Origin of the sequence: Arthrobacter sp. YD2 (assembly GCF_030410475.1) — a bacterium.
GTDB lineage: Bacteria > Actinomycetota > Actinomycetes > Actinomycetales > Micrococcaceae > Arthrobacter_B > Arthrobacter_B zhangbolii.
The window spans coordinates 1,174,468-1,187,904 of sequence record NZ_JAUHHB010000001.1; the positions used below are offsets into that span (position 1 = coordinate 1,174,468).

The 13,437-nt window shown below is 63.6% G+C and carries 12 protein-coding genes; 7 read left to right on the forward strand and 5 right to left on the reverse strand.

Annotation, left to right across the window (positions count from 1 at the left end; genetic code table 11):
- Positions 1-54 precede the first annotated feature (54 nt).
- From QWJ37_RS05670 to QWJ37_RS05685, 4 genes are all read left to right on the forward strand, one after another.
- Positions 55-1,947: a glycosyltransferase gene (locus QWJ37_RS05670; protein WP_290244836.1), complete on the forward strand. Its 1,893-nt coding sequence runs from the start codon at positions 55-57 to the stop codon at positions 1,945-1,947.
- On the forward strand, positions 1,944-2,822 hold the full coding sequence (locus tag QWJ37_RS05675) for an ABC transporter permease (protein ID WP_290244837.1): 879 nt from the start codon (positions 1,944-1,946) through the stop codon (positions 2,820-2,822). Before QWJ37_RS05670 ends, QWJ37_RS05675 begins: the two co-directional genes overlap by 4 nt.
- A 3-nt stretch (positions 2,823-2,825) precedes the next feature.
- A complete protein-coding gene (locus QWJ37_RS05680) occupies positions 2,826-3,554 on the forward strand; it encodes an ABC transporter ATP-binding protein (protein ID WP_290244623.1) in 729 nt (242 codons plus the stop codon).
- Positions 3,555-3,632: 78 nt separating this feature from the next.
- Entirely contained in the window at positions 3,633-5,603 is a 1,971-nt protein-coding gene (locus QWJ37_RS05685; RefSeq protein ID WP_290244626.1) for a DUF6541 family protein, read from the forward strand.
- 40 nt (positions 5,604-5,643) lie between these two features.
- Here the strand turns inward: QWJ37_RS05685 and QWJ37_RS05690 are convergent, their stop codons facing one another.
- The gene (locus tag QWJ37_RS05690; protein WP_290244628.1) at positions 5,644-6,900 is read right to left on the reverse strand and encodes a hypothetical protein; all 1,257 of its coding nucleotides are present in this window, start codon (positions 6,898-6,900) and stop codon (positions 5,644-5,646) included.
- A 172-nt stretch (positions 6,901-7,072) separates the two neighbouring features.
- Between QWJ37_RS05690 and QWJ37_RS05695 the strand changes: the two genes are divergently transcribed.
- Both QWJ37_RS05695 and QWJ37_RS05700 read left to right on the forward strand, forming a co-directional pair.
- Positions 7,073-7,978, forward strand: a complete 906-nt coding sequence (locus QWJ37_RS05695; protein ID WP_290244630.1) for a glycosyltransferase family 2 protein — start codon at positions 7,073-7,075, stop codon at positions 7,976-7,978.
- Positions 7,979-8,039: 61 nt separating this feature from the next.
- On the forward strand, positions 8,040-8,972 hold the full coding sequence (locus QWJ37_RS05700; protein ID WP_290244632.1) for a glycosyltransferase: 933 nt from the start codon (positions 8,040-8,042) through the stop codon (positions 8,970-8,972).
- Here the strand turns inward: QWJ37_RS05700 and QWJ37_RS05705 are convergent.
- Complete coding sequence (locus tag QWJ37_RS05705) at positions 8,969-9,742, reverse strand: glycosyltransferase (RefSeq protein ID WP_290244634.1); 774 nt, start codon at positions 9,740-9,742, stop codon at positions 8,969-8,971. The two genes, QWJ37_RS05700 and QWJ37_RS05705, sit on opposite strands and share 4 nt — an antisense overlap.
- A gap of 186 nt (positions 9,743-9,928) precedes the next feature.
- On the opposite strand from QWJ37_RS05705, the gene QWJ37_RS05710 reads away from it, so the two are divergent.
- On the forward strand, positions 9,929-10,813 hold the full coding sequence (locus QWJ37_RS05710) for a glycosyltransferase family A protein (protein ID WP_290244636.1): 885 nt from the start codon (positions 9,929-9,931) through the stop codon (positions 10,811-10,813).
- Positions 10,814-10,918: 105 nt separating this feature from the next.
- On the opposite strand, the gene QWJ37_RS05715 is transcribed toward QWJ37_RS05710, so the two are convergent.
- Genes QWJ37_RS05715 through QWJ37_RS05725 form a run of 3 tightly spaced genes read right to left on the reverse strand, consistent with a single transcriptional unit; the run spans position 10,919 to position 13,435 of the window.
- Positions 10,919-11,314: a DUF2304 domain-containing protein gene (locus QWJ37_RS05715; RefSeq protein WP_290244638.1), complete on the reverse strand. Its 396-nt coding sequence runs from the start codon at positions 11,312-11,314 to the stop codon at positions 10,919-10,921.
- On the reverse strand, positions 11,311-11,979 hold the full coding sequence (locus QWJ37_RS05720) for a glycosyltransferase family 2 protein (protein ID WP_290244640.1): 669 nt from the start codon (positions 11,977-11,979) through the stop codon (positions 11,311-11,313). The genes QWJ37_RS05715 and QWJ37_RS05720 overlap by 4 nt, the downstream gene beginning before the upstream one ends.
- 1 nt (position 11,980) lies before the next feature.
- The gene (locus tag QWJ37_RS05725; protein WP_290244642.1) at positions 11,981-13,435 is read right to left on the reverse strand and encodes a bifunctional dTDP-4-dehydrorhamnose 3,5-epimerase family protein/NAD(P)-dependent oxidoreductase; all 1,455 of its coding nucleotides are present in this window, start codon (positions 13,433-13,435) and stop codon (positions 11,981-11,983) included.
- Positions 13,436-13,437 lie beyond the last annotated feature (2 nt).

The following is a 13,437-nucleotide window of genomic DNA, read 5'->3' on the forward strand; positions in this document are numbered from 1 at the left end:
ATCCAGCGGGTGATCCTTCCTTCGCTGGACCAGCTGGATACCGTTCCGCTGTACATGGACACCGGCAGTGCCACGGGCGTTCAGCTCTCCACCATGAACGGTGACGCGAAGACCAAGCAGTCCACCCCGATGGTGTCTTCGGCTCCGAGCAAGGAAGTGCACGCCGAAGACTTCCTCTCCCGCCAGTCCACTTCAGTGCGCGCTGGCGAACGGGTTTCCTTCGGCACGTATTTCAACGCCTTCCCCGCCAGCTACTGGCGCCGATGGACCAATCTGGAAACCATCAGGCTCAGCGTCCGCACCACCGGCGTCGGAGCCGTCACCGTCTACAAGTCCAGCGCCCGCGGCGCCCTCCAGCATGTGCAGACCCAGCGGGTCAACGGGAGCGAGACCAGCACTTTCGAGCTGAGCCTGAAGCCGTTCGGCGACGGCGGCTGGTACTGGTTCGACCTGGTGGCCGGCTCCGAGTCGCTTGTGCTTGAGGAAGCCGAATGGCAGGCGCCGGGTGAGCCGGTCAAGCGCGGCAGCGTCACGCTTGAGATCACCACCCTGAACAAGACATCTTTCTGCATCAACAACCTGCGTATCCTCGGCGAACACCCCGAGGCGCTGGCAAACGTCAAGGAAGTCCTGATCGTTGACCAGGGCACGCAGAAGGTCGCCGACGCCGACGGATTTGCCGAGGTCGAGGCAATGCTCGGCGGCAAGCTGCGCATCATCAACCAGGCGAACCTGGGCGGCTCCGGCGGCTTTGCCCGCGGAATGTACGAGGCCGTGGAAAGCGGCAGCGACTACGTGCTGCTGCTGGACGACGACGTCGTGATGGAGCCCGAGAGCATCTCCCGCCTGCTCACCTTCGCAGACCGCTGTAAGACCCCCACCATTGTGGGCGGCCATATGTTCGATCTGTACAACCGGACGGTCCTGCACACCTTCGGCGAAACGGTGAACTCCTACCGCTTCCAGCCGGCGCAGCCGCACGAGGAGATGAGCCTCGGCCACGACTTCGTCCGGTCCAATCTGCGCCAGACTTCCTGGCTGCACCGCCGGGTGGATGTGGATTACAACGGCTGGTGGATGTGCCTCATCCCGACCCAGGTGATCCGTGACATCGGGCTGTCGCTGCCGGTCTTCATCAAGTGGGACGACGCCGAGTACGGCCTGCGTGCCAAAAGCGCCGGATACCCGACGGTATCGATGCCGGGTTCTGCGGTCTGGCATGTGTCCTGGATCGACAAGGACGACCTTGTCGGATGGCAGGCATACTTCCACACCCGCAACCGTATGATCGCCGCGCTGATCCACAGCCCGTACGAGCATGGCGGCCGCGTAGTCCGCGAAACCGGCTACATCGACCTCAAGCACCTGATCTCCATGCAGTACTACACCGCACAGGGCCGCGTCATGGCACTGCGGGACCTGCTGAAGGGGCCGGAGCACCTGCACGACCTGCTGCCGACCAAGCTCCCGGAAATCCGGGCGATGGCCAAGGGCTTCAGCGATTCGCAGATCCAGCCGGAACCGGAAGCCTTCCCCGCCCCGGTGATGCACAAGCCGCCGCGGCACGGGCAGGGCTTCAAGGCCCCGTCCTACGCGACTCTGGTGCCGTGGGCTGCCAAGACTGTGGTCCGCCAGCTCACCAAGAAGGTGCCGGCAACCAGCATGGAACACCCGCAGGCCTATATTGCACATCAGGACAATAAGTGGTGGCGGATGTCCCAGTACGACAGCGCCGTGGTGTCCAACGCCGAAGGCACCGGTGCCTCCTGGTACAAGCGCGACCCCAAGCAGCTGCGGGTCCTGCTGGCCGAGGCGGTCAAGCTGAATGCCGAAATCCTGAAGAACTGGCAGAAGCTCAGCGACCAATACCGCGAGGCGCTTCCGGAGATCACTTCCTTTGAGGCATGGAAAAAGACCTTCGCCCAGCATTCGGAAGAGAGTAAATAAGCTTGTCCACCGGTGCACTTGAAACTCCGGGGCGGGGAGCGGGACTGGCCGATATTATCCGGTCCCGCTTCCTGCTCAAGCTCCTTGTCTCCAAGGAACTGAAGGTCCGTTACCGCGGCTCGATTCTGGGCCTGCTGTGGTCCTATGTGAAGCCGGGCGTGCAGTTTGTTGTCTTCTACATTGCCCTGGGTGTTTTCCTCGGACTGGAGCAGAGCGCGGGCAACCCCAGGGGCCTCCCCAACTATGCGATCTACCTGTTCTCCGGGATTGTGCTGATCAACTTCTTCACGGAAGCCCTCGGGAACGCTTCACGGTCCATTGTGGGGAACGGCGGGCTGATCAAGAAAATCTACCTGCCGCGCCAGTTGTTCCCAGTGGCCTCTGTCTGGGTCTCCGGCGTTCATTTTGTGCCGCAGATCGTCATCCTGGTGGTGGCCTGCCTATTCAACGGGTGGCGCCCGTCGTTGCTGCAGCTTGCGGCGGCGGTAGCTGGGTTCATTATCGTGGCGCTGCTGGCCACGGGCCTGGGCCTGCTTTTCGGTGCCATCAATGTCTACTTCCGCGACGCCGAGAACCTTGTGGACATGCTGTTGATGATTGCCACGTGGGCCTCGCCCGTACTGTATTCCTGGAAGATGGTGCAGGAGAAGCTGGGGGAGACTTACTTCAACCTGTACCAGCTCAACCCCATCACCGTCGGCGTGGAAACATTCCACTATGCGTTCTGGCTTCCCACCACGGACGGCGCCGAGGCGATTCCGCCGCACCTGCTGTCCGTGTGGATTCCCATCGCTCTGGCCGTGTCCGCAGGTGTCCTGCTGCTGGGCCAGCTCGTTTTCCGTCGCCTTGAAGGCCGTTTCGCGCAGGAGCTGTGAACCGTGGCTAATGCCATCGAAGTATGTAACGTGAACAAACAGTTCGTCTTGCGCCACACGCGGTCCATGAAGGAAGCCTTCGTCTGGCTCATCAAGGGCCGTAAGGGCGATCTGTCCGAGAAGTTCCATGCTCTCAAGGGTGTCTCGCTGGACGTAGAGCAGGGCGAGACAGTGGCACTGCTGGGGCTGAACGGCTCCGGCAAGTCCACTTTGCTAAAGCACATTTCCGGCGTCATGCGTCCGGATACCGGAACCGTGGGCACCCGCGGCCGGGTGGCGGGACTGATCGAGGTGGGCGCCGGCTTCCACCATGACCTCAGCGGCCGGGACAACGTCTACCTCAACGGCGCCATCCTCGGCATGACCGAGGCGGAAATCGACGAAAAGTTCGATTCGATCGTAGAATTCTCCGAGATCGGCCAGTTCATCGACACCGAGGTCAAGTTCTACTCCTCCGGTATGTACCTCCGGCTCGCCTTTTCCGTGGCCGTCCACACCGACCCCGAGGTCTTCCTCGTGGACGAGATCCTCGCCGTTGGCGACGAACCGTTCCAGAAGAAGTGCATTGACAAGATCAAGGAACTGGCGGGGGAAGGCAAGACTTTGGTGGTGGTCAGCCATGACCTGGACCTGGTGTCACGGATCTGCGAGCGGGGCGTCCTCCTGGAACACGGACAGATTGTCATGGACGCACCCGTGGCCGAAGTCGTGCAGCGGATGCGCGGGCAATAGCTGCTCCGGCCGGTTGCAGATCCCCTTTGACTATCGAATACAGCGTGCGGTGAGGACCACGGCACCGGAAGGAAGACAGTGACCTGGATTTCCGTCACCCCGCAGATTCTGGCTGCGGTGTGCGTCATTTTCGCGCCGGGGGCGGTCCTCGCCTTCGTAGGCTTCCGGCTGCGCTGGCTGGCCGCCCTGGCCGTGTCACCGGTTCTCTCCGTTTCCCTGACCGCCGTTGCAGCAGTACTAGCAGACGCCGCCGGTGTCCGTTGGTCGTTCCTGCCCGTAGCGGTCCTCACCGTCGGTGCCACTGCCGTCGTGGGGCTCCTCCGTGTCTGGTGGACCCGGCGGACGCAGCCGGACTCCTCGCATGCGGCCCCCGACCCGACCATCCTTCTGGTCGAGGCAGCAGCCGTGCTCGGGGCTGCGGCCCTGGTGGGCCGGCGCCTGCTCTACGCCTTCGGTGCCCCCGAGAATTTCTCCCAGACCTTCGACAATATCTTTCACCTCAACGCAATCCAGTACATCGCGGACACGGGTTCGGCTTCCTCCCTGAGCATCGGCGGGATGACCGGCATCAGCTTCTATCCGGCGGGATGGCACGGTCTCGTTTCGCTGGTCACCGCGCTTACCTCCGCACCAATACCTGTCGGCGTCAATGCCGTGAACCTCGTTATCGGCGCCCTTGTCTGGCCGTTGGGCTGCATCTTCCTGGTCCAGCAGATAGCCGGACGGAGAATCGTCCCAACCCTGCTGGCCGGAGTGCTCTCCGCTGCCTTCGGCGCCTTTCCGCTGCTTCTTGTGGACTTTGGGGTTCTCTACCCCAACTTCCTCGGGGTGAGTCTGATCCCGGCCCTGCTCGGCATCCTCCTGGCTGTCTTGGGACTGGCCCGCCGGAGCGGATCCTTGCCCCTCACATGGCTCCTGCTTCTCGTGGCATTTCCCGGACTGGGATTGGGTCATCCCAGCGCGTTTCTGGCGGTCACGGCGTTCTCCGTTCCCCTAGTCATTGCGGCGGTCGGCCGGCGGACGCGGGCTGAATTGGCCGCTCAGCGTCCGCTCCGCTCAGCGGGCTACCTCCTGACCTTCATTCTGTACGCTGCCGGGGTCGTGAACCTGTGGAACGCGGTACGGCCCGAAGACGACACCTTGATCTGGACCCCCTACCAAACCCAGGCGCAGGCCATGGGCGATGTCCTTGCCGGGGCGCCACTGCTCTCGGTGGTTTCTTGGGCAGTACTGGTGCTGACGGTCCTCGGATTCGTTGCCCTGGTGCTCCATCGGGCCCCGTGGTGGGTGGGCGGGATTTACCTCGTGGGTGGTTTCCTTTACGTCGTAGCCACCAGCTCGCCCGACGGTGACTTCCGCGATCTGATCACAGGTGGCTGGTACACGGACAATGTCCGTCTCGCCGCGCTGTTGCCTGTGTCGACCCTCCCTCTGGCTGTTCTGGGCGGAACACTCATGGTCGATATTTTGAAACACCACCTGTGGGACCCGGTTCTGGAGCGGATGTCCAACCGGGGATGGCGTGCGGACCGGATGCGTGTAGCAACGGCAGCCGCACTGTTGCTGCTAATGGTGGTTGCAGCAGTCGCGACACAGAAACAGAACGTACGCAATGCCACCATGGCCGCCGCTGGCAACTACAGGCTGACGGATGCAGCGCCGCTGGTGTCGCGGGACGAGTATGAACTGATGGTGCGTCTGGACGGCGAAATCCAAGATGGCGCACGGGTGGTTGGTAATCCTTGGACAGGTAGTTCACTGGTCTACGCCCTCGCCGGAGAACGTCCCATGCAGATGCATACCCTCGCGGTGCTGGACCCGGCAGAGCAAGAAATTTACGCCGACCTCCGCAATGCCCGGACCGATCCCGATGTCTGTCCGGCCCTTGAAAAAGCGCAGGTTGAGTATGTCCTGGACTTCGGAGACAAGGAAGTCCACGACGGCAACCACCCGTATCCGGGCTTGGACGACCTTGGGTCCAGCGACGCTGTCGAGCTGGTGGACTCGGAGGGCGACGCGAAGCTCTACCGGATTACCGCCTGCGACTAATCTGACGGGCGCCGTCGCAGGCTGACTGCTGGTTACGAGGTCAGCCTGCGACGGCGGCCTTGGCATCCTTGGAGGTCCGGCGGAAGTAGCCGGCGACTACTTTGAGCTGGTAGGCCGCGACGGCCAGTTCGGAGACTGCCACGGCCCAGGCAACGGCGGACACCCCGATTGTCAGGGCGCCGGTGATGATGAGCGGGATGCCGATGGCCGCGCCGAAGACAGTGGAGACAGCGAGAGCCTTGCCTTCGCCGATGGGGATTAGGCAAGCCAGTCCCACCACTTGGGACACCGCAACGGCGCCGAAGACCACGCCCATGGGGATGCTGAGATCGAAACCCACCTCAAGTTCGCCCTGAGACAGCAGGCTGCTTGCCCAGGGAATGCACAGTGCCATGACCAGCGCTCCGAGCGCGGCGGCAAACGGTGCCAGCCGTGCTGCGGTGCGGACGCGTGCGTCCTGCCGTGCCCGGTCCGGGTCGGCAATGGAGCCCTGCAGGACCTGCACCACCGGGCCCACTGCCGTGAGCCCGTATTTGAAGAACTTTTCCGCCATGGCATACAGGGCCAGGGCGCCGGGGAGGAAGGCTCCCACCACCAGGACCGGGGTGTTGACGTAAAGGCTGGACGTGGCCGCGGTGACGACACCGTGCCGCTGCCCCCGCAACCGGTGCATCGCCTTTGAGAAGCTGAAATCGAAGGTCGGGACGGAGGGGGAGCCCCTGCGGATCAGATAGCCGCTGGAGATCACGGCAAGCAGGTTCATGCCTGCCTGGATGGACAGGTAGACGTAGACATTGCCGGTGCCGATCAGTCCGATCAGGCCGAATACCGTTCCGAGCGTCACAGGCAGCGTGTCAAAGAGCAGCAGCCGTCCCGGGCGGGCATCACCCACAAAGAACCAGGACGCGCCAAGGAACGGAAGGAGATAGGCAGCACTGGCAAGCATTGCGACGCCGGGGGAGTCCTTGGCGATGAGCCATACCGTCAGCACAGCCAGCGGTGCTGCCAGGGCAAAGAGGTACAGCCGGCTGACCAGGGAATCGATGTACATCTGCGGACGGGCTTCCGGAGGCATGCCGGCCACCATGGCCGGCCCGGTGGTTCCCCATCCGAAAGACACCAGGACGCCGAAGAGCAGTGCGGTGGACTGGCCGAGGGCAATAACGCCCCAGATGGTGCTGCCGGCATTCGTGATGACCACGGGGATGGCGAGTACGCCCACCACGGTGGTGATCACCACGGAAACGCCGAACGCTCCCAATCGGTTTAGGTGTCGAAGGACCGTGCGCTGACCCAAGAAATGTCCTCCCTAACGGGGTAAGGGTAAGCGGCGGATCGTTTCCCGTGCCTGCTCCCGCAGACGATTCTAACCCAGCGGGTTCAGCTGAGTTGATATCATCAACTTAGCGCCGCCTGCTTTCAGTATGCCTTCGGCGCTTGGCTAGGCATACTCCGACGATGGGAACTCTTTGTCAGTAGCAGCAGTTGTTGTCTCGTATAACCGCGTGGGCCTGCTTCGCAAGTGCCTTGCGGCCCTTGAAGCCCAGGACCGGCGGCCGGACGAGATCATCCTCGTCGACAACGGTTCCACCGACGGCAGCGTAGCCATGGTGCGGGAGGAATTCCCCGGCGTCACAGTCTTCGAAACCAAGGAAAACCTCGGCGGTGCCGGTGGTTTTGCCTGGGGCATCGAGTTGGCCATGGCAGCCGGCCATGACAGCGCCTGGCTGATGGATGATGACGCCGAGCCCCTGCCGGGCAGCCTGCGCCCGCTGGTCGAAGCCATGGAAGCTGCACCGCACCGGCCCGGCTTCGTCACCTCCCTGGTGGTAAACCCCGAGGGGGAGCCGAACAGCGGCCACCTGCCTGATTTGTCCCGCGACCCGGCACGCCAGTTGAAGGCAAACGGCCTTGGTGGAATTGCCGTGGACAGCGCCAGCTTCGTAGGCGTCCTGATCGACCTTAAGGCTGCTGCCACCATGCCGCTGCCCTACGCCGACTTCTTTATCTGGTTCGACGACGCGGAATACACCCGCCGGCTGGCGAGGGGCGCTTACGGCGTGGTGCTGCCGCAGAGCAGGATCAGCCACCCGGAGAAGCAGAACCAGACCGACATGGGCGGCAGGCTGTTCTACTACATCCGCAATAACCTGTGGCTGCGGCGGTTGGACCCCGCTTCCCGGACGCTGCTGCAGAATCCGGTCCGGTGGGGAGCCGGGATGGCCGTACTGGCAGTGCGCCAGGGACCGGGCGCGAAGGACCGTCCGCTGTGGCTGCGCAGCGCTGCCCGCGGCCTCTACCAGGGCCTGTTCCGCTCGCCCCGGACCATCTGGCCCGGCCAGCTGCTTTCCCGGTCTGTCCAACTCGGCAAATAGGCGCCGCCGGTTCTCGTGCTGCCTTCCCCTCTGACCCGTTCCAACAAAAGGTACAACAGCCATGACTACTTCCCACCGCGTCGCAGCGGTTATTTCCGCCTACAACCCGCCCTCTGACCTCGTGGAGAAGGTCAAGCGGCTGGCTGAGCAGGTGGAACAGGTCATCGTTGTTGATGACGGCTCACCGGCGGCGGACCCGGCTGTTTTCGAAGAATTGGAGGCAGCCGGTGCCGTGGTGCTCAAGCAGCCCGCCAACAGCGGCATCGCTGCCGCGCTTAACGCGGGCATCCGCTACGCCGAGCCGTCGGAACCGGATTTCTTTCTGACCCTGGACCAGGACTCGGAACTGGACCCCGGCTACGTTGCCCTGGCCCTTCAGGCCTGGGACAACGCCAAGGCCCGGTCGGTGCCTGCGGGAATGGTCTGCGCGGAATCCCACAACGGGCAGCCGGTCATGCTTCAGAAACCCGGGATCGCGTTTCCGGAAGCCTTTGATCCGATGCAGTCCGGCACGCTGATTCCTGCGTCCACCTTCCGTGTGGCCGGGTTGCTGGAAGAGGAACTGTTCATCGACTGCGTGGACTCCGAGTTCACGGCGCGCATCCGCGAGCTGGGACTCAAGGCCATTGTGGCTCCGGGCTGCAACATCACCCATGCGGTGGGGGATTCCCGCCCCATGCGGCTGGGGACGTGGCACGTGACGGTGGGCGGACAGAAACGCTTTGTTCACTCCCATGCCCCGTTCCGCGTCTACTACATCACGCGCAACGGCCTGGTGATGTACAGTCGGTACCTGCGCCGGCAGCCGGTGTGGGTCCTGCGCCGGATTGGCCTGGAAGTGGTTTTCTACGGTGTCCGGGTGGTTTACGGGCCGCACCGTGCCCGCCAAATTGCAGCCATTGCGCTGGGTATCCGCGACGCCGTGACCGGGCGTACGGGGCGGATCAGTGAACGCGCTAAAGCCCTGGTCACGCCGCGGCCGAAAAACCGCTAGGAGGCCGCGGCCTTGCCGCGGCGATTGCGGGCCAGAGCGACAAGGAACGCCCTGGCCAGCATGAGGCGTGCCCGCAGGATCAGGACCAGGCTGCGGGCCTTCTTGGGCGTGGTGTTGTTCTCATGCAGGCGCCGGTTCAGGGTGTTTACTTCCAGGTGGGCCATAGAGCCTCGCAGGTTGCCCACCAAGGCAATCCACTGGTCATGCGTTTCGACCAGGAAGCCCGGAAACGGCAGGATCACGTTCTTGGCCGAACTGCGGAACGCCATGGCGCAGCCATAGTAGGGGCGGACGCCCACCCAGAGCATCAGCAGATTCGCCCACCGTCGGGTGCTGTCCGAGCTGCGCAGCCGCAGTGACTCGATGCGGCGCGGTGCCTGGCCGAAGTACCCGAAGTTGCTCGCAACGACGTCGGCGTGCTGCAATTCCGCAACCATCGCGTCCACCCTCCCCGGAATCCAGACATCGTCCTGGTCCGAAAGGAAAATGTAGTCGCCCTTGCTCGCCGTCAGCGCCGCTTCGAAGGTCTTCACATAGCCGCGGTTCGTCTCGGCCCGGATGAGGCGGATCCGGGGGTCAGCCAGTGCCTCGATGACCTTCGCCGTGTCATCCGTGGAGGCGTCGTCGACAATCACCAGCTCGTCGCCGTCCTGCAGCTGCGGCAGGATGGAGGCGATCTGCTCCTCGATGTGTGCCGACCCGTTGTAGGCCGCCATGCAGACGCTGACCTGGCCGCGGGTGGGGGAGGAGGTGTGATTGCTGGGGTTCATGCCTGTCCTGGTGGTTCTTCGAAGATGGGGTGCAGTACCGCATCCAGCATACCGGCTGGCCTGTTTCGACTTAGCGGCGTGCCCTCCCTATAGTGGATGGTGTTCCCCTTCCTTTGGCTGCCCCATGACTGCGGCGCCGTTCGTCGGCTTGCCTGCCGTCGCCCATGAAAGTGAAAGAAGCAAGCCGTGACTGCCGTAAATGTAATGTTCCCGTACTACGGGGACGTGGAACTGATGAAGCAGGCTGCCCGAAGCGTGATGGGCCAGCAGCACCAGGATTGGCGCCTGGTGGTCATTGATGACGGATACCCGGATCCCGAGCCGGCCCGCTGGTTTGCCGGGATCGATGACCCCCGGGTCAGTTACCAGCGCAACGAGCAGAACCTGGGCGCCAACGGGAACTACCGCAAGGCCGTCGACCTGATCGAGGCGCCCATCGCGGTCATGATGGGCGCTGATGACATCATGCTGCCCAACTACCTCACCTCCGTGGTGGAAGCCTTTGATGAATTCCCCCAGGCCAGCGCCGTACAGCCCGGCGTGCAGGTCATTGATGAGTTCAGCCGGGCCACTGCTCCGCTGGGCGACCGGGTGAAGAAGGCAGCCCTTCCGCGCGGCAACGGCCGTCGCCTGCTGGGTGGCGAAGACCTCGCAACCAGCCTGCTGCGTGCCGGCTGGCACTACTTCCCGTCCATCGCGTGGAAATCCGAGACCATCAAGCGCATCGGATTCCGCACCGAGTTCGACGTGGTGCAGGATCTGGCACTGCTGCTGGACATCGCGGCCGACAACGGTTCGATGGTGCTGACCCCGGAATTGGCTTTCCTGTACCGTCGGCACTCCGGTTCCGACTCCTCCGTCAGGGCGTTCGACGGACGGCGTTTTGATGAAGAGCGCCGCTTCTTCGAAGGCGAAGCAGTCCGGTTCGAGAAGGTCGGCTGGAACCGCGCCGCCCGCGCCGCCAAGCTGCATGTGACCTCCCGTCTCAATGCCGCTGCGCTGATTGCACGCTCGGCCGCCGGCGGCAAGCTGGGATACATTCCCAAGCTGGCCAAGCACGTAGTGGGCTAGCAGCCCGCCGGCATCCCGCAGACACAAATGGAGCGGACCCCCAGAGGTCCGCTCCATTTCTGTCTGTGCTGCCTGCCGGTTCAGGCCCGGTGTGGAAGCGGGAAACTACTGCCGAAGGCCGTCCGCATTCCTGTCATCGGCGTTCTGCTCTGCAAGCCACGGCTTGGGCGCCTCGTCCAGAGCGATCCGGCGGGAGAGAGTGGTGATGGAGGTTTCCATCCCGCGGAACCGGTGGTAGGTGGTGGCGATGAAGACGAAGAAGCACACAATGGCCGCGTAAAGGACCAGGTCCGTGCCGCGCCCGATGCCGAGGAAGCCGGCAACCCGGGTCAGCGTGTCCGGGAAGAAAATGGACAGGGCAGCCGCCAGTGCAAAGACCATCAGCATGATCCGCCGGATGGCGAGGTGCTGGGCATTGACGCCTCCGCGCATCATGGCGATGGAAACCAGAATGACGGCGACGACGAGGACTATCTGGACGATTAGTAGCAATTCGATCACCTAAAGAAGAGTTCAGCCAAGATGTTTACGGAGTTCAGCAGAGACTGCCCCTTGGACTTGGAGTAGTCCGTGTAGATGATCTCGACGGGGTGTTCCACCCAGCGGGGACGGATCGTCGCCAGCTGGTTGACCAGTTCGGAGGCATGCGCCATGCGGTTCTGGGTCAGGTGGAGCTTGGAAGCCACCTCACGGTTAATCGCCCGGAGGCCGTTGTGCGCGTCCGTCAGGTTCATGCCGGTAGCCATCCGGGACTGCACGGCGGCAGTCTTCAGCACTATTTTCTTCCGCAGTGTGAGCTTGGTCCGGTCATCCAGGAAGCGTGAGCCCAGGACCACGTCGGCTTCACCGGAATTGATGCGCGCCACCATGTCCACGGCATCCTCTACCCGGTGCTGGCCGTCGGCGTCGAAGGTGACGATGCTGGTCATCCCCGGATCCTGGAGGGCATACTCCATCCCGGTCTGCAGCGCGGCGCCCTGCCCGAGGTTGATCGGGTGCTGGACCACCACCGCTCCGGCGTCGCGGGCGACCTGCTGGGAACCGTCGCGGCTGCCGTCATCCACGCAGACAACGTTGGGGAACACCCGTCGCAGGTCCTCGATGACGGAGCCGACAACGGTGGCTTCGTTGTACATCGGGATAACAATCCAAGTGCTGCTCACCATGTCAGTATCCCATATCCGGTGCGGACGGCTCTGCAGCAGGTTCTGCTCCGCCGCCCAGATAAGCGGCCAACCGCTCATCCGCATCCGCGGGCACAAAGCCTGCGGCCTTGATCTTGTCCAGCGCCAGGACACTGTTCAGCGGCCGGGGAGCGGCGGGCTTGTCCTTGAAGTACTCTTCGGTGCTGACCCCGGTGACGGCGGCTTCGGAGTGCCCGGTCAGGGCGTAGACGCGACGGGCAATATCGGCCCAGGACGCGGGTTCGCCGTCGTTCGTCAGGTTGTAGACGCCGTATTCGGCACCGGAGGAGAGGAGATGGAGGATGCCCGCAGCGATGTCCTCGGTGAAGGAAAGCCGGCCGATCTGGTCATCCACTACCGAGGGTTCAATGCCCCGCCCGGCCAGGGAGACCATGGTCCGCACGAAGTTCTTTCCCTCGCCGATGACCCAGCTGGTGCGCACAATGTAGTGTGCAGGCACGGTGGAGACGATTGCGTCGCCCGCAGCCTTGGTCTGGCCGTAAACACCCAGCGGCGTGAACGGTTCATCCTCAGGGTGCGTCTGCGCTGTGCCGTCGAAAACGTAGTCGGAGGAGACATGGACCAGGGTGATCCGGTGCTCGGCGGCAATGCGGGCAAGCGCCGCGACGGCGGAGACATTCACGGCCCACGCTGCGGCCCGGCCGGCGGGGGACTCGGCGTCGTCAACGGCCGTGTAGGCGGCGGCATTGATGATCGCCGAGTAGTTCTTCCAGTTCCGGTCCGCGTACGACGCCGGATCAGTCAGGTCAAGGTCACGGCGTCCGGCGAATTCAACGTCCCGGTTGCCGGCGCAGGCGGCGCGCAGCGCCTTGCCAAGCTGTCCGTCCGCACCCAGGACCAGGGTTTTCTTCGGTGCCATGGGAACCACCGCGTCAAGCCGAGGATGGGCCCGGTCCTTTTCGGACAGCTCGGCTTTCTCCAGCGGGATGGGCCAGGCAATGGCGGCGGTTTCATCAGCCAGGTTCAGGAACGTGTACTGTCCCTGTGCGTCGGCGCTCCAGTGGTCATTCACCAGGTAGGTGTAGGCCGTGTTGTCTTCCAAGGTCTGGAAGGCGTTGCCGACGCCGCGGGGGATAAAGATTGCCTTGCCCGGATCCAGTTCGGCGGTGAACACGGCACCGAAGGACGGCCCTTCGCGCAGATCCACCCACGCCCCGAACACGCGGCCGGTCGCGACGGAGATGTACTTGTCCCACGGCTCCGCGTGGATGCCGCGGGTGGTGCCGGCCTTCTCGTTGAAGGAAATGTTGTTCTGCACCGGTCCGAAGTCCGGCAGGCCCAGTGCGAGCATCTTTCCGCGCTGCCAGTTTTCCTTGAACCAGCCGCGGTTGTCGCCGTGGACCGGAAGGTCATACAGGACGACGCCGGGAATGGGAGTCGGGTGGGCAGCAAGGGGCTTGGAGAATTCCGGAGCCACGG

Bases quoted from the DNA above. Each gene is read 5' to 3' on its own strand.
- QWJ37_RS05670 (WP_290244836.1), top strand. From the start codon at position 55: ATGGACACCGGCAGTGCCACGGGCGTTCAGCTCTCCACCATGAACGGT.
- QWJ37_RS05705 (WP_290244634.1), bottom strand. From the start codon at position 9,742: ATGAACCCCAGCAATCACACCTCCTCCCCCACCCGCGGCCAGGTCAGC.
- QWJ37_RS05720 (WP_290244640.1), bottom strand. From the start codon at position 11,979: ATGGTGAGCAGCACTTGGATTGTTATCCCGATGTACAACGAAGCCACC.
- QWJ37_RS05700 (WP_290244632.1), top strand. From the start codon at position 8,040: ATGACTACTTCCCACCGCGTCGCAGCGGTTATTTCCGCCTACAACCCG.